The organism is Pseudomonas sp. R5-89-07 (assembly GCF_003851685.1).
Lineage (GTDB): Bacteria > Pseudomonadota > Gammaproteobacteria > Pseudomonadales > Pseudomonadaceae > Aquipseudomonas.
The window spans coordinates 1,082,957-1,102,542 of the sequence record NZ_CP027727.1 but is presented as its reverse complement, the minus strand read 5'-3'; the positions used below and the strand labels follow the sequence as shown (position 1 = coordinate 1,102,542).

Sequence of the window (19,586 nt, the reverse complement as noted above, 5' to 3'; positions counted from 1 at the left end):
CGGCGAATAAGGTGTTAAGCCCCTGCCATGAAACCATCGCTAGTCCTGAGAATGGGCCAGCAGCTGACGATGACACCGCAGCTGCAACAGGCCATCCGCCTGCTCCAATTGTCGACCCTGGACCTGCAACAGGAAATCCAGGAGGCCCTGGAGTCCAATCCGATGCTCGAACGCCAGGAAGAAGGCGACGACTTCGACAATACCGACCCGTTGGCCGACAACATCGAGCAAAAGCCCAATCCCGATGTACAGGAACCGTCCTACCAGGAAACCGCCCCCACGGTGGATAACCTTGAGGACGGCGAATGGAACGAACGCATTCCCAACGAGCTTCCCGTGGACACCGCATGGGAAGACGTCTACCAGACCAGCGCCAGCAGCCTGCCCAGCAATGATGATGACGAGTGGGACTTCACCACCCGTACGTCTGTCGGCGAGAGCCTGCAGAGCCATTTGCTGTGGCAACTGAACCTGGCGCCGATGTCGGACACCGATCGCCTGATCGCCGTCACCCTGATCGACTGCATCAATAACCAGGGCTACCTGGACGAAACGCTCGAGGAAATTCTTGAAGCCTTCGACCCGGAACTGGATATTGAACTGGACGAGATCGAAGCCGTCTTGCACCGGATCCAGCAATTCGAGCCCGCCGGTATCGGCGCGCGCACGCTCAGCGAGTGCCTGCTGCTGCAACTGCGCCAGCTCCCGGCCAAGACACCCTGGCTCGCTGAGGCCAAGCGCCTGGTCAGCGACTACATCGACCTGCTGGGCAGCCGCGACTACAGCCAGCTGATGCGTCGCATGAAGCTCAAGGAAGACGAACTGCGCCAGGTCATCGAGCTGGTGCAGAACCTCAACCCTCGCCCTGGCTCGCAGATCGAGTCCAGCGAAGCCGAATATGTCGTGCCCGACGTGATCGTGCGCAAGGACAACGAACGCTGGCTGGTGGAACTGAACCAGGAATCGGTGCCGCGCCTGCGCGTCAACCCGCAATACGCCGGCTTCGTGCGGCGCGCCGACACCAGCGCCGACAACACCTTCATGCGCAACCAGTTGCAGGAAGCGCGCTGGTTCATCAAGAGCCTGCAAAGCCGCAACGAAACCCTGATGAAAGTGGCGACCCAGATCGTCGAGCATCAACGCGGCTTCCTGGAATACGGCGACGAAGCGATGAAGCCCCTGGTACTGCACGACATCGCTGAGGCGGTCGGCATGCATGAATCGACGATTTCACGGGTGACCACGCAAAAATTCATGCATACCCCACGGGGTATTTATGAGCTGAAATACTTTTTCTCAAGCCACGTAAGCACCTCCGAAGGCGGCGAATGCTCGTCCACGGCGATCCGCGCGATCATCAAAAAACTGGTTGCCGCGGAAAATCAGAAAAAGCCGTTGAGTGACAGCAAGATCGCTGGTTTACTGGAGGCACAAGGCATTCAGGTCGCCCGTCGAACCGTCGCCAAGTACCGCGAGTCTCTCGGGATCGCGCCTTCCAGCGAGCGAAAGCGTTTGATGTGACGGGCGGGCCACAGCGTTCCAGTGGCAGGCGTTTTGCCTGCCGCTTTATGCACTGGCAACGAAGGAGAAGCTGTATGCAAGTCAACATCAGTGGACACCAGCTGGAAGTCACCAAGCCCCTGCGTGAGTACACCGAGAGCAAGCTGAACAAGCTTGCGGGGCATTTTGACAAGATCACCAACGTGCAGGTCATCATGGAGGTCGACAAGCTCAAGCAGAAAATCGAGGCCACCCTGCACGTACCGAATGCCAAGCTCGTCGCCAATGCGGAACATGAAGACATGTACGCGGCGATCGACTCGCTCTACGACAAGCTCGACCGCCAACTCATAAAGCATAAGGAAAAGAATCTGCACCTGATGCAAGGTACAGGTCGTTAACTCTCCCCCCATGATCCGACTTGAAACCATCCTGACCCCCGGCCGTTCCCTCGTGAACGTGCCGGGCGGCAGCAAGAAAAAAGCCCTCGAACAAATTGCCAACCTGATCAGTAGCCAAGTGCCTGAACTGGAGATGCAAGATGTCTTCGAGGCCCTGATTGCCCGTGAAAAACTCGGCTCGACCGGTTTTGGCAACGGCATCGCCATCCCCCACTGTCGTCTCAAAGGCTGCGAAACACCCGTCAGCGCCCTGCTGCACCTGGATCACCCCATCGATTTCGACGCCATCGACGGCGCCCCGGTCGACCTGCTGTTCGTTCTGCTGGTCCCGCAAGCCGCCACCGATGCGCACCTGGAGCTGCTCCGGCAGATCGCCAGCATGCTCGACCGCAAGGAAGTACGCGAAAAACTGCGCAGTGCCAGCAGTAATGAGGCCCTGTATCAGGTCGTCCTGGATGAACAAAGCGGGCAATAATCATGCGTTTGATCATCGTCAGCGGCCGCTCCGGCTCGGGCAAGAGCACTGCGCTCAACGTTCTTGAGGACAGCGGCTTCTACTGTATCGACAACCTGCCCGCCGGGCTGCTGCCGGAATTGGCGGAACGCGCACTGATCCATACCGAACTGGCGCAACCGCTGGTCGCTGTGTCGATCGACGCCCGCAACCTGCCCAGCCACCTCTCGCGGTTCCCCGAACTGCTTGAGGAAGTGCGTGCCAAGCATATTCATTGCGACGTGCTGTACCTGGATGCCGACGAAGAAACCCTGCTCAAGCGTTTCTCTGAAACCCGTCGACGCCATCCGCTCAGCAGCGCCAACCGCTCCCTGGCGGAAGCCATCGAGGACGAGACCAAACTGCTGGGGCCGATCATCGACCTGGCCGATCTGAAGATCAACACCACCAACCTGAACCTCTACCAGCTGCGCGACGCCATCAAGCTCCGATTGCTCAACCAGCCGGAGCCTGGCACTGCGTTTCTGGTCGAGTCGTTTGGTTTCAAGCGTGGCATGCCGGTGGATGCCGACCTGGTATTTGACGTGCGCTGCCTGCCCAATCCTTATTGGAAGCCGGAATTGCGCGATCAGTCTGGGCTCGACCAGCCGGTAATCGACTACCTGGCCGCGCAGGCGGATGTGGAAGAGATGTTCCAGGATATCTCCAGTTACCTGCTCAAATGGTTACCGCGCTTTGCCGCAAGCAATCGTGCCTATGTCACCATTGCCATCGGCTGCACCGGTGGTCACCACCGCTCCGTCTACCTGACGGAACGACTCGGCCAGGTACTGCAACAAACCCTCAAGAACGTCCAGGTTCGCCACCGCGACCTTAGCTGAAAGGAACACTTGCGCGATGCCCGCTCTGGAAATTGAAATCATCAACAAGCTGGGCTTGCATGCCCGTGCATCAGCCAAATTTGTCGGCGTCGCCGGGAAGTTCCCCTGCCAGATTCGCGCCGGGCGCACTCCAGAGTCGATGGTCGACGGCAAAAGCATCATGGCAATGATGATGCTCGCCGCAGGCAAAGGCACCAAAATCCACCTGAAAACCGAGGGTGAGCAGGAGCAGGAAGCGATGGACGCATTGGTGGCGTTGATCAATAACTACTTTGATGAAGGCGAATAACCTGTCTCTGTAGGCTTAAGCCTTACCCCAACGCCGTGTCCATCACCATCATCAAGCAAAACCCGATGCACAACCCCAGGCTGGCAAGCTTATCGTGACCGTTTCGGCGTGACTCGGGGATGACCTCATGGGTCACCACCAACAGCATTGCGCCAGCCGCCAGCGCCAGCCCCAGGGGCAGCAGCACTTCGGCAAGGCTCACCAACCACGCGCACAGCACGGCAAAGACGGGCTCTACCAAACCCGATGCGGCACCGATCAGAAACGCCCTGATCCGCGACATCCCCGCCCCCGCCAATACCAGCGCAATCACCAGGCCTTCCGGTACATCCTGCAGGGCGATGCCCATGGCGAGGCTGTCGGCATCCGCCATGCCGCCGCCAGCAGAGACGCCTACGGCCATGCCTTCAGGTATGTTGTGGGCAATGATGGCAAACACGAACAGCCAGATGCGCGGCGGGATAACCGGTTTATCCGGCGTGCCCACCAGCATTTCCGGGCTGGCGCCGGAGACCTTGCGGTCCACCAGATACAGCCCGAAGGCACCCAGCATGATGCCGAAGCTGATCAAGCCGCCCGCGCCCCAGGGCGAGAGCCCCAGGTTTTCAGCGGCGGCGATACCCGGCACCACCAGCGAAAAGGCGGTCGCCGCCAGCATGACCCCCGCGCCAAAACCCAGCAAGGTATCGCTCAACGCCGCCGGCATCCGGCGAATCACCAGCACCGGCACTGCTCCCAGCGCCGTGCCGAGTGCGCAGATCGCCCCGCCCTGCAGCGCGCGCAAGATGCGTGGTTCCAGGTCGAGCCAGGCCAGCCCATGGGCCACCAGCAATGCCGTACCGACTAATACAAGCAGGGAGCCAAACGCGTAGCGAAATAATCGCACGCTGCTAATCGCCAGTGTTTCAGTGCCCATAATCGGCCTTAGATCTTGTTATAGGTTGAATGTCAGGCCAAGGCAGCCTGGTAGCGTGCGGCAACCTCCGGCCAATTGATGACGCTATAGAATGCATTGATGTACTCCGGTCGTCGGTTTTGGTACAGCAGGTAGTAGGCATGCTCCCAGACATCCAGACCGAGGATCGGCGTGTTACCGCTCATCAGCGGGCTGTCCTGGTTGCCGCTGCTTTCCACCACCAAGGTTTTTTGCGGGGTGACACTCAACCAGGCCCAGCCGCTACCGAAACGGGTCAACGCCGCCTTGGTAAAAGCCTCCTTGAAGCTGTCGAAGCCACCCAACTGCTCGTCGATAGCTTTGCCCAGCACCCCCTCGGGCTTGCCGCCACCTGTCGGCGTCATGACCGCCCAGAACAACGAGTGGTTGGCATGACCGCCTCCTTGGTTGACCACAGCAGCGCGTAATTGCTCCGGTAATTTTTCAACGCTGGAAACCAACTTCTCCACCGGCCAGCCCGCGTACTCGGTGCCCTCGACCGCCGCATTAAGATTATTGATGTAGGTCTGGTGGTGTTTGGTGTAGTGGATTTCCATGGTTTGCGCATCAATATGGGGTTCAAGCGCATCGTAGGCATAAGGCAAAGCCGGCAAGGTGTAGGTCATATCAATGTGCTCCATAGTGAGAGGTGGCCGGTTGCGTCGCGGCAGCGCCCAGCAGGCGATGGGTGCGCGGGTATTCGCCGTGATCACTGATGAAATTCAACAGCTCGATATAGGTTTTGCTGCTCTGGCGCAACGCTGCCTCGCGCAACTTCGAACTGAGGCGGGGGTCCTGCATGGTTTGCAGCAGGCGCTGGTGAATGGCGCAGAGGTATTCCGCGCTTTCTTCAGGCTGGTTGAGGCGCAGGTGCAGGTCTGCCAGGTTGTGATGGGAAATGACGCAAGCCGCCACTGCTTCGTCGGCGTCCACCCAGCGTTCGAACAACACCTGGGCCAGGGCCAGCGCTTGCAAGTAGGCCTCGCGGGCATCAACCAACTCGCCCGCCATAAAGCAGCGATTGGCCCGTTCGATCGTGCGTTTCCAGTGCTCCATAGTGAGCCTCCAAAGCAGGGTCGGGATTACACGCCGCCCGCCGTGAGCTTTTCCGGGTCCAGCAGGACTTCCAGTTGGCTACGCGGCAGGTCGGTGTGTTCAAGGGCGACATCGATGACCGGGCGACCCTGCTGATACGCCTGCTTGGCGATTTCGGCGGCCTTTTGGTAACCAATGATCGGATTAAGGGCAGTGACCAGAATCGGGTTGCGCGACAGCGCCTCCTTGAGCTTGGCTTCATTCACCTTGAAGGTGGCGATGGCCTTGTCCGCCAGCAGGCGACTGGAATTGGCCAGCAATTGAAGGCTGCTGAGCAGGTTCTGGGCGATGATCGGCAGCATCACGTTCAGCTCGAAGTTGCCAGATTGACCGGCAACGGTGATCACCGTGTCATTGCCGATGACCTGCGCGGCAACCATGGCCGTCGCTTCCGGGATCACCGGGTTGACCTTGCCAGGCATGATCGAAGAGCCCGGCTGCAGGCCTTCCAGCTCGATTTCACCGAGGCCGGCCAACGGGCCGGAATTCATCCAGCGCAAGTCGTTGGCGATCTTCATCAGCGATACTGCGGTCGCTTTCAACTGACCGGAGACGGCGACGGCGGTGTCCTGGGAGCCGATCAACGCAAACAGGTTCTTGCCCGGCGTGAACTTCACTTGGGTCAGCTGGCTCAAGTGCTGGCTGAAACGTGTAGAGAATTCAGGGTGTGCGTTGATGCCGGTGCCTACCGCCGTGCCGCCCTGAGCCAGCGCCTGCAGCGCCGGTAACAGGTCTTGCAGGTGGCCGACATTGGCCTTGAGCTGCTGTGCCCAGCCATTGAGCACCTGGCTCATGCGTACCGGCATGGCATCCATCAAGTGAGTGCGGCCGGTCTTGATGAACGGGTGAACCGCTTCGGCCTTTTGCTCGATCACCTGCACCAGGTGCAGCAAGGCCGGCAGTGTTTGCTCGTGCAGCACCAGCGCCGCGCTGACGTGAATGGTGGTCGGGATGATGTCGTTGCTGCTTTGCCCACAGTTGACGTGGTCGTTGGGGTTCACCACCTCGCCCAGCAAACGGCTGGCCAGGGTCGCAATCACTTCGTTGGCGTTCATGTTGGAGCTGGTGCCGGAGCCGGTCTGGAAGATATCCACCGGGAAGTGCTGCATATAGTCGCCTTCCAGCAAGCCTTGGGCGGCATCGACAATCGCCTTGCCCTGCCCTTCGCTGATCTGCTTGAGGTCGACGTTGGCCCTGGCAGCAGCGGCCTTGGCCAGAACGAGCGCGCGGATAAACTGCGCCGGCATGCGCTGATGGCTGATAGGAAAGTTATTGACCGCGCGTTGGGTCTGCGCACCGTACAAGGCCTCGGCGGGCACTTGCAGTTCGCCCATGCTGTCGCGTTCGATACGACTATTACTCATCGTTAGATCCTTGCACCAAGTCGGAGTGAGAGAGGGATGGCAGCAGTTGGCAGGTTGCCAATTGCCAGGCAAAGGCCTGCCAGCGCTTGAGGCGGCAGGCGCACTGGGAGAGTTTTTCCAGATCACGCAGTGGGCGCCAAGCCTGGTCCAGGCACAGGGAGCGCCAATGCCAGGGCAGCGCGATATCGTTGGCGGTATCGATGAGCAGGCGAAATGACGTTTCGGCGATGGTCCATGGATGGGTGGCGGTGCAACACGCCAGGTAGCGCCCCTCACTGAGGTAATGTTCGATCAGGCGAGGTTCATTAGGATCGAGCCCGCAACGGATCTGACGACTCATCCACCGCCAACTTTCCAGGTACGGGTCCTCATGCAAGACAGAACTCATGATCCACACTCATTCAGTAATGATATTCATTATTAAATGATATTAAGAATCAAACAAGGATGACTGATTCAATCCTCTCTATCGGAGCCACAAAAAAAGGCGCGCCATCATTCATATGGCGCGCCTTTTTTTGGTGAAGCGTTGCGGGTCAGCTACCGGCGACCGTCATCCGTTCGATCAACACGGAGCCCGTGCGAATATTGCTGCGCAGCTCAAGATCGTTACCCACCGCAACGATCTGTTTGAACATATCGCGCATGTTGCCGGCGATGGTTACTTCCTGGACAGCAAACTGGATCTCACCGTTTTCCACCCAGAATCCTGCCGCACCGCGGGAATAGTCACCGGTCACCATGTTCAGGCCGTGGCCCATCAACTCGGTCACTAGCAGGCCGCGTCCCATGCGGCGCAGCAGCGCCGCCTGGTCGTCATCGCCATGGGTCACGAACAGGTTGTGAACGCCGCCGGAGTTGGCGGTGCTGGGCAAGCCAAGCTTGCGACCGGCGTAAGTGCCCAGCACATAAGACACCAACTCGCCCTTCTCGACGAACGGTTTGGCATACGTGGCCAGGCCATCGCCGTCGAACGAGGCGCTGCCCATGGCGCGCATGAGGTGCGGACGCTCATCGATGGTCAGCCACTCAGGGAAGAGCTTCTGGCCGATCGCGCCTTCCAGGAATGACGATTTGCGGTACAGGTTGCCACCGGAAATCGCCCCGAGAAAACTGCCGAACAAGCCACCGGCCAGTTCAGCGGAAAACAGTACCGGCACTTCGCACGTGGGCACCGGGCGTGCGCCCAAACGGCTGGCTGCACGCTGCGCAGCCCGTTGGCCAATGCTCACCGGGTCTGCCAGCAACTCGCCTTGGCGGTTCACGTCGTACCAGTAGTCACGCTGCATCTGGCCGTTGGCTTCGGCGATCATGACGCAACTGAGGCTGTGACGCGTGGAAGCGTAGCCACCGATAAAACCATGGCTGTTACCGTAGACACGGCAACCCTGGTGGGTACTCAACGTGGTGCCATCGGCGTTCTTGATGCGAGGATCGGCGTCGAATGCCGCGGCTTCGCAGGTCAACGCCTGCTCGATGGCTTGCTCGGGCGTGATGTCCCAGGCGTGAAACAGGTCAAAATCCTGCAGATCCTTGGCCATCAGTGCTTTGTCGGCCAAGCCTGAGCTTTCATCCTCGGAGGTGTGCTTGGCAATGGCCAACGCGGCGGCGACGGTCTCGCGAATCGCTTCAGAGCCACTGGCCGAGGTACTGGCCGAACCTTTGCGCTGGCCCACATACAAGGTAATACCAAACCCCTGGTCGCGATTGAATTCTACGGTTTCCACTTCCCGCTGACGCACCGAAGTCGACAGCCCCTGCTCCAGCGACACCGCGACTTCACAGGCGCTGGCCCCCTGGCGCTTGGCCTCGGCAAGGATCTGCTCGACTTGTTCCTGCAGTGCCGGTAACGCTTGTGGACCGACGCTTTGGGCTGCACTCATGGTTTTCTCCACTCAAATTCTGCTCTCGGTTAAGGCCATCGAGCGACCGGGCCGGACAAGCGGCCCCCGACTGGTTATCATGGCGGCGTTTCTTTGCGGACTGCCACCATGGTTGATTCTTACGACGACTCCCTCGATGGGGAGAAAAGCAAAACCCAGGTCAAACGTGAGCTGCATGCTCTGGTTGACCTTGGCGAGCGTCTTACAACGCTCAAAAAGGACTTGATTGCCAAACTGCCACTGACCGACGAAATGCGTCGGGCCTTGGCCGATGCGCCTAAGCACACCGCGAATATCGCGCGCAAACGGCACATCATGTTTATCGGCAAGCTGATGCGCGATCAGGACACTGACGCCATTCTGGCCCTGCTCGATCAAACCGATGCCTCCACTCGCCAGTACAACGAGCGCTTCCATAACCTGGAGCGCTGGCGTGACCGCCTGATCTCGGGCGATGACGCCGTGCTGGAAAAATTCGTATTGGACTACCCGGATGCGGACCGCCAGCAATTGCGCTCCCTGATCCGTCAGGCCCAACACGAACAGGCGCATAACAAGGCGCCGGCCACCAGCCGTAAAATCTTCAAATACATCCGTGAGCTGGACGAGACTCAACGCGGTCTGCGCTGATCCTCTTCCCCGGGTGGCGACCTTCGCCACCCGAAGCTTGCGGGCTTAAGACCCGGTGCCACCCACGGTGATCGCATCGATCTTCAACGTCGGTTGGCCCACGCCCACCGGCACCGACTGTCCATCCTTCCCGCACGTCCCCACGCCGCTGTCCAGCGACAGGTCGTTGCCAACCATCGACACCTTGCTCATGGCCTCCGGCCCATTGCCAATCAACGTCGCACCCTTGACCGGCGCGGTAATCTTGCCGTCTTCGATCAAGTACGCCTCGCTGGTGGAGAACACGAATTTGCCGCTGGTGATATCCACCTGCCCGCCGCCGAGGTTGGCGCAGTAGATGCCGCGCTTCACCGAAGCAATGATTTCTGCCGGATCGCTTTGGCCGCCGAGCATGTAGGTGTTGGTCATCCGTGGCATGGGCAAGTGCGCATAGGATTCACGGCGACCGTTACCGGTGCGTGCCACGCCCATCAGGCGGGCGTTGAGCTTGTCTTGCATGTAGCCCTTGAGCACGCCGTTTTCGATCAGGGTGGTGCACTCGGTCGGCGTGCCCTCGTCGTCCACACTCAACGAACCACGGCGACCGGCCAGGGTGCCGTCGTCGACGATGGTGCACAGTTTGGACGCAACCATCTCGCCCATGCGCCCGCTGTAGGCGGAACTGCCCTTGCGGTTGAAGTCTCCTTCCAGCCCATGGCCCACGGCTTCGTGCAGCAGCACACCGGACCAACCCGAGCCCAGCACCACCGGCAACGTGCCGGCCGGTGCCGGAATCGCTTCCAGGTTGACCAGTGCCTGGCGCAGCGCTTCACGGGCATAGCCCATGGCGCGGTCTTCGGCGAGGAAATAACGGTAGTCGGTACGCCCGCCGCCGCCATGGCCGCCGCGCTCGCGGCGACCGTTCTGCTCGACGATCACACTCACATTGAAACGCACCAGTGGTCGCACATCTGCCGCCAGCCCGCCGTCGGTGGAGGCGACGAGGATGCGCTCCCACACCCCGGCCATGCTCACGGTCACCTGCTGGATACGCGGGTCCAGCGCGCGGGTCGCCGCGTCGACACGCTTGAGCAGCTCGACCTTCTCGGCGCGGCTGATCACTTCCAACGGATTGTCCGGCGCGTACAACTGCGCCACGTCCTGGGTGCTGAACGCCTGCACCGTACCGTTCTGGCCGGCGCGGGAAATCGAGCGTGCCGCACGCGCCGCGAGACCCAGAGCCTCCAACGTAATGGCGTTGCTATAAGCAAAACCGGTCTTTTCCCCGGATTGCGCGCGCACACCTACGCCCTGGTCAAGGTTGAAACTGCCTTCCTTGACGATGCCGTCTTCCAACGCCCAGGACTCGGAAATCTGCCCCTGGAAATACAGGTCGGCCGCGTCGATTCCGGGGCCGGCCAGGTCGCCCAGCACGGTTTGCAGACTTTCGATGGTCACGCCACCGGGTGCCAGGAGGTGTTCACTGACTGAGGACAACAACTCGCTCATAGGTTTGGCCTTAAATTCATCGTTCTGAAGCAGGTCGCTGTGCGCCCTGCGAGAAAAAGCGCCGGTGATTGACCACCGGCATGCGCGCCCGTATCGACGCCTGTTCATTGCTGTCGCGTTCGGCCACTAACACCGCTTCGCCTTGATCCTGTTGAGCCAATACACGCCCCCAAGGGTCGATAATCGCTGCATGCCCATGGGTTTCTCGTGGCCCCGGATGCACACCGCCCTGGGCAGCCGCCAGCAGGTAACACTGGGTCTCGATGGCACGTGCACGAATCAGCACGTCCCAATGCGCAGCGCCGGTCACCGCCGTAAACGCTGAGGGCGCGCTGATCAACTCAGCCCCGGCCGCACGCAGCTCGCTGTACAGTTCAGGAAAGCGCAGGTCGTAACACACCGTCAGCCCCAGTCGCCCCACCGGCGTGTCCGCCACCACCACGTTGCTTCCGAAAGCATAGTCGTCGGATTCGCGATAACGACCCCGGGCATCCGCCACATCCACATCGAACAAGTGCAGCTTGTCATAACGAGCGGCGATTTCACCGCGGTCGTCGATCAGCAGCGAACAGGCGTTGGGTTTGGCGTTCGGTTGGTCCCTGGGGGGCAACGGCACGGTGCCGGCCACTATCCATAAGGTGAGGTCGCGAGCGGTCTGTTTCAACCATGGCAGGATCGGACCTTCACCCAAGGCCTCCGCGCGACCGATATCGGCCATGTCACGGCGGCCCATGGCGGCGAAGTTTTCCGGCAGTACCGCAAGCCTGGCGCCATCCGCCGCCGCTCGTTCCAGCAGGCGGCGTGCCTGGGCCAGGTTAGCCAGCACATCACTCTGGCTGACCATTTGGATTACCGCAAAGGACATGGGCCGACACTCCATAAAGGGCATGGGGCCATGCTACTCCACCGCCTCTCAGTTTGGCTTTTCAAATGGCTTGTCGAAGGTGATTTTCGGGTCTTTCCAGGGGCCTTGCACGGTGTACTGCACGCTGGCGAAGCGCGACACCCGGTCGCCGATCAACTTGTCGATCAGGAACAACGCGCCACCAATGGCCGGTGCGCCGACGATCAACGCCGCGATGGGCAGGTTATTGGTGACCGGCAGCGTCACCAGCAACTTGGCATCAACGCGATCGGCTACCAGGTCCAGGGTGCCGTTCAGCTCAAGATTGGTGGACGGCCCGGTCATGGTGATGGGTTCACGGGTCACGAACACACCATCGCTGGCGGCCAGCAAGCCCTTGACCCGGTCGTAGCTCAGCCCCTTGCCGAGCAGGTCGGAGAAGTCCAGGCGCAAACGGCGGCCAATGGAGTTGAAGTTAAGCAGGCCGAACACCCGCAGTGCCTGGGCGCCGCCCTCCACTTCCACGAACTGGCCTTTACGGAACGCTGCATCCAGGCTACCGGAGAACCGCTTGGGCCCGACCCAGGCGGGCGAACCCGGCCAACGGCCATCCACGTCCAGATGGAAGTCCTCGCTGGTGACTGTGGGCGCAAAGCCCCAACCCTTGAGCACGTCGGCAATGTTCTTGCCGTCCAACCGCCCTTTGTACCAACTGCTGCTGGCCCCCGGCGCGCCTTCCCAACCACCGGCACCGTTGAGCTGCATGCCTTTGAGGCCCAGGGCCAGGTTGTTGAAGGCCAGGCCCTTGGCGGTCGGCCGGATTTTCAGCGACCACGCGCCCACCAGGTCCGGGCCCTGGAACAGTTGATCGATGGCGATATCCATTGCTGGGATATCCTTGGGGTCGATATCGGCCAGCGGGTCCGGCGCGTTCTCGTCCGCCTGTACGGTCGGATCGACCGCAGGCAGCTTCACGTACTGCAGGTTGATGGCGATAGGCGCGCCTTTGGCGTCGGGCAGATTCACCGTGCCCTTGGCTTGCTGGCTGTCGAACTGCAGGCCCCAGGCCACAGGCTTGCGATCCAGTTGCAGTTTGACCTGGTCGAACTGCGTACCAAAACCGGTCAGCTTGCCTACCTTGAAATCGGCGCCGCTGAGCAGCTGCTTGGCACTGCCGCCCGGATCATTTCCGGCGTAACGGTTCGCGAGTTTTTTCCACGGGTCGATGTCCAGCTCGGAGAGCACCCCGCGAATGCGCAGGCCCTTCGCGCCAGGCAACACCGCATCGCCATCACCGAGGAACAGTTCGCCGCGGCCATCGTTGAAGTTATCCGGCGGCGCCGCAAACGTAAAATTCGCCAACTCGCCGTAATCGAACCAGTAACGACGCTCAGCGCCCTGCAAGGTCATGCGGAACGTGCTGTCACGCCCCTGGCTCGCCGGCATGCCGAACGGCGCCGGCAGATCCACCGCGACGCCCTTGAGATTGGAGCTGACCATCAGCTGACTGTCCGCGCCGTCCAGAATCACTTGCAGCTGGTACGGGATATCGCCGGACAGGGGCAGCGGCTGGCTGATTTTCAACCAGTCCGTGAGCCGCTTGACCGTCACCTGCCCCTTGGCGGTCACGCGGGTGCTGATATTACCGGGCTTGCCCTCGGCAAAAATTTGCGCGTTGATCGGACGGTCGAACGCCTGGGCCGAAATATTCTGGCCGCTCAAGCCTTTGGCACTGTCGAACCGGAAGTCACCCTTGAGCTGAGTCAGGTCCAGGGTGGGCTCCGCCAGTTGCAGGCGCGCTTTGTCGGTCTTGAAGTCGACCACGATCTTGGGCTCTGTGCCCTTGGCCAACGGCACATCCAGATCCAGGCTGCCCTGCAGGTCGCCCTCGCCCTTCCAGCCCGCGAAGGTGGATGCGGTGCCGATAGGCGCTTCCTGTAGGATTTTCAAACCATCGCCCAACCCACCGGAAAACCCACCGGTGAGCAGCAGGTGGCTGTCCTTGCCGGTTGGCGCGTGGGGGATGTTGACGTAGACGTCCTTGACCTGGGTATCAAGCAATTGACCCTTGCTGGCCAGGATGCGCACGCCGCTCTCCTCGACGAACACCTCACCGTTGACCTTGCTCACGTGCGGCCAACCCGGCTGGAAGGCCAGCTCGGCATCATGCACCTTGAAGAACAGGCTGATATTGCGCGAGGCCGGCGGCGCGTTGTGGCTCAGGGAGCCCTGGTACTGGAAAAAGCCTTCGTCGACCGCGCCTTTGAGGATCGCCGTGCGCAACCACTCATCGAGCGCCGGGCTCAACACCGCCGGTAAGTACTTGGGGGTGAAACGACCATCGCCATTGACCATGCCGACCCGCAGGTCCATGTAGTCCTCCTGGCTATGGTCGAAATGCAGGCGAATCAGGAAGTCCGCCGCAACGTTGCCTTCCTCCCCTAGCACCTTGATATACGGCGCGATCAGGGTGAAGCCCTGCTTGTCCAGCTTCCAGGTCAGGCGCGCGTTGGCCTGGATGTACTGCCATGGCTTGGCGAAGATCGGGAACAGATGCAGGGAAAAGTCCTTGCTGTCCATGCGCAACTCGCCATGGCCCAGGTCGCCACTGATGCTGCCGGACACGTTACGTGCAGCCGGCGCGCCGAAGTACGCATCAAAACCGACACGCTCAAGGTTGGCGGCAAAACTGACTTTTTGATCGGTGGTGTCCTGGGGTCGGAAATCCACCAGCACGTTGCGCAACAGGCCGGTGGCTTTCAACTGCTCGACAGCCTTGGCGAAGCCTTCCGGCAACGGTGCCAGGGCATTGAGCAAGGGCGTGATGGGGGTAAGGTCGAGCCGGTCGGCCTGCAGCTTCCACACTTCCTGATCTTTATCGTTCGCCAGGCTCTGTTGCAGTTGCAGGCGCGATTGCCAACGGGTGTCCCCGATGTTCATCGCCAGCGAATCGAACAGCACCTTGAGGCCACCGTCGCTGCGTTGCACATAAGCGGTCAGGGCCAGGTTTTCGATATGCACCGGCTTGCGCTCGGCGTAACTGCCTTTTACCTGCGGCGAATTGAGGCGCACCACCGCGCTTTGCACGGTGCCGTTGGCCCAACTGAGCCAGAACTCACCGCCGGCCTTGAGCTGGGTGAGCTTCCATTGCTGGGTCAACGTGGAGGGAATCCACTTGGCCCAGTCGCTTTGGGGAAGGCTCAGGTAGGCCTCGACCTCAGCGTCTTTCCATTGGCTGGCGCGGATGCGGCTACGCAGGCTCAAGGCGAGCGGTTGGCCGTCGGGCAAGGTCAGGCGCGCATCCAGGCGCTGCCTGCTCATACCGGTGTGCAGGCTCAGGCCTACATACGTCACGGTCACCGGCGCCCGGTCGAACGGTTGCAGGGTCAGCTGGCTGTCTAGCACCGACACGCGCTTGACCATCTGCATGCGGGTGAGCAGCTGTTGCGGGTCCAGGGGCTGGTCGTCCTGCACCGGCAAGCCTTGCAGCGCCCAGTGGCCGTCCTTATCTTCCTTGACGCTCAACTGCAAGCCGCTGACCTGCAGATGGGCGATGCGTACTTCACGCGCCATCAGGCTCGCCCAAAGGTCGGGCACCACTTCGACCTGATCCAGGCGCAAGGCACTGTTGCCCTCGCCGACCATCACGTCATGGGCCAGCACTATTGGCGCAAAGCCGCTCCAGCGGCCTTCGAGGCTACCGATATGCACGGGCATCTGCACCGCAGCCTGGGCTTTGGTTTCGACTTCAGCACGGTATTCGGCCACCAGCGGGATCAACTCACGCCCCAGGCTCACGTACACCGCCGCCAATACCAGCAGCAACGCGCAAAGGCCCAGCCCCCAACGGGTCAAAGCGGCAAAAAAGCGTATCAGACGCTCCATGTCAGGCGACCCTCAAAGCGGTAATCGGACCACGGGTCAATGCCTGTCGGTCTCGGAAAGGAAAAACGAATGGGGATCAGAGCAGCACCACGTCGTATTGTTCCTGGGAATACATGGTTTCGACCTGAAAACGAATGGTGCGGCCGATAAACCCCTCCAGTTCAGCGACGTTGCCCGACTCTTCGTCCAGCAGGCGATCGACCACTTTCTGGTTGGCGAGCACTCTATAACCTTCAGCCTGATAGGCGCGTGCCTCTCGTAGAATTTCGCGGAAAATCTCGTAGCAAACCGTTTCCGGGGTCTTCAATTTACCGCGCCCCTGGCAGCTGCTGCAGGGTTCGCACAGCACTTGTTCAAGGCTTTCGCGGGTGCGCTTGCGGGTCATCTGCACCAGGCCCAGTTCGGTGATGCCGATGATGTTGGTCTTGGCGTGGTCGCGCTCCAGCTGCTTTTCGAGGGTGCGCAGCACCTGGCGCTGGTGCTCGCCGTCTTCCATGTCGATGAAGTCGATGATGATGATGCCGCCCAGGTTGCGCAGGCGCAGTTGGCGCGCTATCGCAGTGGCGGCTTCCAGGTTGGTCTTGAAGATGGTTTCTTCAAGATTGCGGTGCCCCACGAATGCGCCGGTGTTGACGTCGATGGTGGTCATGGCTTCCGCCGGGTCAACCACCAGATAGCCACCGGATTTGAGCGGGACCTTGCGTTCCAGGGCTTTCTGGATTTCGTCTTCGACGCCATACAGGTCGAATATTGGCCGTTCGCCCGGATAGTGCTCCAGACGGTCGGCGATTTCCGGCATCAGTTCGGCAACAAACTGGGTTGTGCGCTGGAAGGTTTCCCGCGAATCGATGCGAATTTTCTCGATTTTCGGGCTGACCAGATCGCGTAAAGTCCGCAACGCCAAGCCAAGGTCTTCGTAGATCACGCTTGGCGCGCCAATGGTCTGGATCTGCGCCGCGATCTGGTCCCACAGACGCCGCAGGTAGCGGATATCCATGAGAATTTCATCGGCGCCCGCGCCCTCGGCGGCGGTGCGCAGGATAAAACCGCCGGCTTCCTTGATGCCTTCGGCGGCGACACAATCGCTGACCACTTTCTTCAGGCGCTCACGCTCGGCCTCGTCCTCGATCTTGAGGGAAATACCGACATGGGCGGTACGCGGCATGTACACCAGGTAGCGCGAAGGGATCGACAGCTGAGTGGTCAGCCGTGCGCCTTTGGAACCGATGGGGTCCTTGGTGACTTGCACCACCAGGCTCTGCCCTTCGTGCACCAGCGCGCTGATGCTTTCCACCGCCGGGCCTTCGCGCAGGGAGATTTCCGAAGCATGGATAAACGCGGCACGGTCCAGGCCGATATCGACAAAAGCCGCCTGCATGCCCGGCAATACGCGCACCACCTTGCCTTTATAGATGTTGCCGACGATCCCGCGCTTCTGGGTGCGCTCTACGTGCACTTCTTGCAGAACACCGTTCTCTACCACCGCCACGCGCGATTCCATCGGCGTGATATTGATCAGAATCTCTTCACTCATGGCTGGGTCTCGTTCAGGCGTTTTCACAATAGTGACCGATCGCTTATGGCTTGGCGCGCAAGTAAAGGCGTTCAGCGCGCGGTAAGGTTTTGCCAACAGGGTATGCCGAATTGGCCCAGCAGTTGCGCGGTTTCGCACACCGGCAGGCCGACCACGGCGGAATAGCTGCCATTGAGTCCGCTCACGAACACCGAGCCCAGCCCCTGGATAGCATAGCCGCCGGCTTTGTCCTGGGGTTCGCCACTGTGCCAGTAAGTCGTAGCCTCCTGGACAGAAATCTCACGAAACCCCACGCGACTGCTCACACATCGGGTTTCACAGCGCTGGCCGTCGGTAAGGGCGATGGCCGTGAGGACTTCATGCTCACGCCCTGCCAAGGCCATCAACATCGCCAAGGCATCGGCCTGGTCCACCGGTTTGCCAAGAATCTTGCCATCCACGATCACGGCGGTATCGGCACCCAATACGCAGACGCCAGCGGCTTGTTGGAGCGCAGCCAAACCCGCCGCCGCCTTGCTTCGAGCCAGGCGCTCGACATAGGCAACGGGGGGTTCGTCAGTAAGAGGCGTTTCATCGATAGCGGCGCTGACCACGGTGAAAGGCACGCCGATCTGGGTCAGCAACTCGCGTCGCCGCGGTGAGCCCGAGGCCAGATAAAGCACATTCATTGCAGACTCTCCCTGTAGGGTTCGATGACCAGGCAGAGCCTCGCGATCCATCAATTGATTTTATAGCGACGACGTAACCCACGCAGGCCGAAACTGATCCAGGGCCACAGCAAGGCGCTGACCAGCGCCGGCAACACCAGCGCCAGGGTGGGTTGGCGATTGCCGGTCAAGGCGCTGAGCCAGAGCTGAACCAACTGCGCCAGGCCGAAGATCACCAAAATCACCAAGCACTGCTGCCACATCGGGAACATGCGCAAGCGCTGCTGCAACGACAGCACCAGGAAGGTAATCAGGGTCAGGATCAGCGCGTTCTGGCCCAGCAAGGTGCCATACAGCACATCCTCGGCCAAGCCCAGGCACATGGCCGTGACCATGCCCACCTTGTGCGGCAGGTTCAACGACCAGAACGCCAACAGCAAGGCCAGCCAGAGCGGGCGCAGGATTTCCATGAATTGTGGCAACGGCGAAACGCTGAGCAGCAAACCGATGGCAAAGGTCAGCCAGACAATCCAGCCATTGCGCGAATGAGTACTGGCCATTATTCCTCCCTCTGCCGCGTGGTGGCCGGGGCGGTTGCCGCGGGCCTGGCCGCAGGCGCGGTGGTCGCAGCAGGTTTCGCCGGGCGTGCGCTGTGTGCCGCCGGCTTGGCCGGTGTAGCGACTGGCGCTGCGGTTGCCGGTGCAGCCGGCATGGCCGCAGGTGCGGGTGGCCCAACAAAAGCCGGTTTCGGCACGGTGGCAGGAATCACAGGCGTGGTGCCGTTCTGCTTGTCTTCCGCTTCCTGGGCCTGCGCGGCGTCATTGGCGCGCTCTTCCGGCGTGCGGTTGTCGCTGAACACCAGCAGCAGATAGCGGCTACGGTTCAACGCGGCAGTCGGCACGGCACGCACAATGGCAAACGGCTGGCCGGAATCGTGGATGACCTCCTTGACCGTCGCCACCGGGTAACCCGCCGGGAAACGCTGCCCCAGGCCGGAGCTGACCAGCAGGTCACCTTCCTTGATGTCGGCGGTGTCGGCCACGTGCCGCAACTCCAGGCGTTCCGGGTTACCGGTGCCGCTGGCAATCGCGCGCAAGCCGTTGCGATTGACCTGCACCGGAATGCTGTGGGTGGTGTCGGTCAAGAGCAAGACGCGCGAGGTATAGGGCATCAACTCAACCACCTGGCCCATCAGGCCGCGAGCATCGAGCACCGGCTGACCGAGCACCACACCGTCGCGCTCACCCTTGTTGATGATGATGCGATGGGTGAAGGGGTTGGGGTCCATGCCGATCAATTCGGCCACTTCGACCTTTTCGTTGACCAACGCCGAAGAGTTGAGCAACTCGCGCAGCCGAACGTTCTGCTCGGTGAGGGCCGCGAGTTTTTGCATGCGGCCCTGCAGCAGCAGGTTTTCGGTCTTGAGTTTTTCGTTCTCGGCCACCAGTTCGGTGCGGCTGCCGAATTGGCTGGCCACGCCCTGGTAGAGACGTTGCGGCAGGTCAGTGATCCAGTAAGTCTGCATCAACACCAGCGACATCTGGCTACGCACAGGCTTGAGCAGCGCAAAGCGGGCATCGACCACCATCAGCGCGACCGAAAGCACGGTCAGCACCAACAAGCGCACGCCCAATGAGGGGCCTTTGGCGAAGAGCGGTTTAATAGGCCGCTCCTCCCAGGCAAATGTTCTCTTTATTCATACGGCATCAAACCGGCCTGGATGCAGATTGAAGAAGATAAACGTCAACAGGCAGCAC

Annotated in this window: 19 protein-coding genes; 6 read left to right on the top strand and 13 right to left on the bottom strand. The window is 60.8% G+C overall.

Annotation, left to right across the window (positions count from 1 at the left end; all coding sequences use genetic code 11):
- Positions 1-27 precede the first annotated feature (27 nt).
- From C4J94_RS04945 to C4J94_RS04925, 5 genes are all read left to right on the top strand, one after another.
- Complete coding sequence (locus C4J94_RS04945) at positions 28-1,521, top strand: RNA polymerase factor sigma-54 (RefSeq protein ID WP_124385161.1); 1,494 nt, start codon at positions 28-30, stop codon at positions 1,519-1,521.
- 74 nt (positions 1,522-1,595) lie between these two features.
- Positions 1,596-1,901: a ribosome hibernation-promoting factor, HPF/YfiA family gene (hpf, locus tag C4J94_RS04940; protein ID WP_003171804.1), complete on the top strand. Its 306-nt coding sequence runs from the start codon at positions 1,596-1,598 to the stop codon at positions 1,899-1,901.
- A gap of 10 nt (positions 1,902-1,911) precedes the next feature.
- The gene (gene ptsN / locus C4J94_RS04935) at positions 1,912-2,376 is read left to right on the top strand and encodes a PTS IIA-like nitrogen regulatory protein PtsN (RefSeq protein ID WP_124385160.1); all 465 of its coding nucleotides are present in this window, start codon (positions 1,912-1,914) and stop codon (positions 2,374-2,376) included.
- 2 nt (positions 2,377-2,378) lie between these two features.
- A complete protein-coding gene (rapZ, locus tag C4J94_RS04930; RefSeq protein WP_124385159.1) occupies positions 2,379-3,236 on the top strand; it encodes an RNase adapter RapZ in 858 nt (285 codons plus the stop codon).
- A gap of 16 nt (positions 3,237-3,252) precedes the next feature.
- A complete protein-coding gene (locus C4J94_RS04925) occupies positions 3,253-3,525 on the top strand; it encodes an HPr family phosphocarrier protein (RefSeq protein ID WP_124385158.1) in 273 nt (90 codons plus the stop codon).
- Between the two features lie 22 nt (positions 3,526-3,547).
- Here the strand turns inward: C4J94_RS04925 and C4J94_RS04920 are convergent, their stop codons facing one another.
- The 6 genes from C4J94_RS04920 to pmbA all read right to left on the bottom strand — a co-directional run bounded on the left by C4J94_RS04920 (position 3,548) and on the right by pmbA (position 8,801).
- Positions 3,548-4,441 carry a ZIP family metal transporter gene (locus C4J94_RS04920; protein WP_124385157.1) on the bottom strand — a complete coding sequence of 298 codons (894 nt, stop codon included), beginning with the start codon at positions 4,439-4,441 and terminating at the stop codon, positions 3,548-3,550.
- Between the two features lie 32 nt (positions 4,442-4,473).
- Complete coding sequence (locus C4J94_RS04915; protein ID WP_124385156.1) at positions 4,474-5,085, bottom strand: superoxide dismutase; 612 nt, start codon at positions 5,083-5,085, stop codon at positions 4,474-4,476.
- A 1-nt stretch (position 5,086) separates the two neighbouring features.
- Positions 5,087-5,515: a hypothetical protein gene (locus C4J94_RS04910; protein WP_124385155.1), complete on the bottom strand. Its 429-nt coding sequence runs from the start codon at positions 5,513-5,515 to the stop codon at positions 5,087-5,089.
- Between the two features lie 26 nt (positions 5,516-5,541).
- Positions 5,542-6,918 (bottom strand): lyase family protein, encoded by a 1,377-nt coding sequence (locus C4J94_RS04905; RefSeq protein ID WP_124385154.1) that lies wholly within the window; start codon positions 6,916-6,918, stop codon positions 5,542-5,544.
- The gene (locus C4J94_RS04900) at positions 6,911-7,306 is read right to left on the bottom strand and encodes a FagA protein (RefSeq protein WP_124385153.1); all 396 of its coding nucleotides are present in this window, start codon (positions 7,304-7,306) and stop codon (positions 6,911-6,913) included. The genes C4J94_RS04905 and C4J94_RS04900 overlap by 8 nt, the downstream gene beginning before the upstream one ends.
- 148 nt (positions 7,307-7,454) lie before the next feature.
- Entirely contained in the window at positions 7,455-8,801 is a 1,347-nt protein-coding gene (gene pmbA / locus C4J94_RS04895; protein ID WP_124385152.1) for a metalloprotease PmbA, read from the bottom strand.
- A 108-nt stretch (positions 8,802-8,909) separates the two neighbouring features.
- Here pmbA and yjgA point away from each other — a divergent pair, with 108 nt between their 5' ends.
- Complete coding sequence (yjgA, locus tag C4J94_RS04890; RefSeq protein ID WP_017138246.1) at positions 8,910-9,431, top strand: ribosome biogenesis factor YjgA; 522 nt, start codon at positions 8,910-8,912, stop codon at positions 9,429-9,431.
- Positions 9,432-9,476: 45 nt separating this feature from the next.
- Here yjgA and tldD read toward each other — a convergent pair whose 3' ends face one another.
- From tldD to mreC, 7 genes are all read right to left on the bottom strand, one after another.
- Positions 9,477-10,919 carry a metalloprotease TldD gene (gene tldD / locus C4J94_RS04885; RefSeq protein WP_124361304.1) on the bottom strand — a complete coding sequence of 481 codons (1,443 nt, stop codon included), beginning with the start codon at positions 10,917-10,919 and terminating at the stop codon, positions 9,477-9,479.
- A gap of 16 nt (positions 10,920-10,935) precedes the next feature.
- The gene (locus C4J94_RS04880) at positions 10,936-11,784 is read right to left on the bottom strand and encodes a carbon-nitrogen hydrolase family protein (protein WP_124385151.1); all 849 of its coding nucleotides are present in this window, start codon (positions 11,782-11,784) and stop codon (positions 10,936-10,938) included.
- 48 nt (positions 11,785-11,832) lie between these two features.
- Entirely contained in the window at positions 11,833-15,648 is a 3,816-nt protein-coding gene (locus C4J94_RS04875; RefSeq protein WP_124385150.1) for a YhdP family protein, read from the bottom strand.
- 76 nt (positions 15,649-15,724) lie between these two features.
- A complete protein-coding gene (gene rng, locus C4J94_RS04870; RefSeq protein WP_065885774.1) occupies positions 15,725-17,182 on the bottom strand; it encodes a ribonuclease G in 1,458 nt (485 codons plus the stop codon).
- Between the two features lie 71 nt (positions 17,183-17,253).
- Positions 17,254-17,850 (bottom strand): nucleoside triphosphate pyrophosphatase, encoded by a 597-nt coding sequence (locus C4J94_RS04865; protein ID WP_124385149.1) that lies wholly within the window; start codon positions 17,848-17,850, stop codon positions 17,254-17,256.
- 50 nt (positions 17,851-17,900) lie between these two features.
- Complete coding sequence (gene mreD / locus C4J94_RS04860; protein ID WP_043048570.1) at positions 17,901-18,389, bottom strand: rod shape-determining protein MreD; 489 nt, start codon at positions 18,387-18,389, stop codon at positions 17,901-17,903.
- Entirely contained in the window at positions 18,389-19,492 is a 1,104-nt protein-coding gene (gene mreC, locus C4J94_RS04855; RefSeq protein WP_124385148.1) for a rod shape-determining protein MreC, read from the bottom strand. The genes mreD and mreC overlap by 1 nt, the downstream gene beginning before the upstream one ends.
- Positions 19,493-19,586 lie beyond the last annotated feature (94 nt).

Bases quoted from the DNA above. Each gene is read 5' to 3' on its own strand.
- C4J94_RS04925 (WP_124385158.1), top strand. From the start codon at position 3,253: ATGCCCGCTCTGGAAATTGAAATCATCAACAAGCTGGGCTTGCATGCC.
- C4J94_RS04945 (WP_124385161.1), top strand. From the start codon at position 28: ATGAAACCATCGCTAGTCCTGAGAATGGGCCAGCAGCTGACGATGACA.
- C4J94_RS04875 (WP_124385150.1), bottom strand. From the start codon at position 15,648: ATGGAGCGTCTGATACGCTTTTTTGCCGCTTTGACCCGTTGGGGGCTG.
- rapZ (WP_124385159.1), top strand. From the start codon at position 2,379: ATGCGTTTGATCATCGTCAGCGGCCGCTCCGGCTCGGGCAAGAGCACT.
- C4J94_RS04905 (WP_124385154.1), bottom strand. From the start codon at position 6,918: ATGAGTAATAGTCGTATCGAACGCGACAGCATGGGCGAACTGCAAGTG.
- tldD (WP_124361304.1), bottom strand. From the start codon at position 10,919: ATGAGCGAGTTGTTGTCCTCAGTCAGTGAACACCTCCTGGCACCCGGT.
- C4J94_RS04880 (WP_124385151.1), bottom strand. From the start codon at position 11,784: ATGTCCTTTGCGGTAATCCAAATGGTCAGCCAGAGTGATGTGCTGGCT.
- rng (WP_065885774.1), bottom strand. From the start codon at position 17,182: ATGAGTGAAGAGATTCTGATCAATATCACGCCGATGGAATCGCGCGTG.
- C4J94_RS04920 (WP_124385157.1), bottom strand. From the start codon at position 4,441: ATGGGCACTGAAACACTGGCGATTAGCAGCGTGCGATTATTTCGCTAC.
- C4J94_RS04865 (WP_124385149.1), bottom strand. From the start codon at position 17,850: ATGAATGTGCTTTATCTGGCCTCGGGCTCACCGCGGCGACGCGAGTTG.
- ptsN (WP_124385160.1), top strand. From the start codon at position 1,912: ATGATCCGACTTGAAACCATCCTGACCCCCGGCCGTTCCCTCGTGAAC.
- hpf (WP_003171804.1), top strand. From the start codon at position 1,596: ATGCAAGTCAACATCAGTGGACACCAGCTGGAAGTCACCAAGCCCCTG.
- yjgA (WP_017138246.1), top strand. From the start codon at position 8,910: ATGGTTGATTCTTACGACGACTCCCTCGATGGGGAGAAAAGCAAAACC.
- C4J94_RS04900 (WP_124385153.1), bottom strand. From the start codon at position 7,306: ATGAGTTCTGTCTTGCATGAGGACCCGTACCTGGAAAGTTGGCGGTGG.
- mreD (WP_043048570.1), bottom strand. From the start codon at position 18,389: ATGGCCAGTACTCATTCGCGCAATGGCTGGATTGTCTGGCTGACCTTT.
- C4J94_RS04910 (WP_124385155.1), bottom strand. From the start codon at position 5,515: ATGGAGCACTGGAAACGCACGATCGAACGGGCCAATCGCTGCTTTATG.
- pmbA (WP_124385152.1), bottom strand. From the start codon at position 8,801: ATGAGTGCAGCCCAAAGCGTCGGTCCACAAGCGTTACCGGCACTGCAG.
- C4J94_RS04915 (WP_124385156.1), bottom strand. From the start codon at position 5,085: ATGACCTACACCTTGCCGGCTTTGCCTTATGCCTACGATGCGCTTGAA.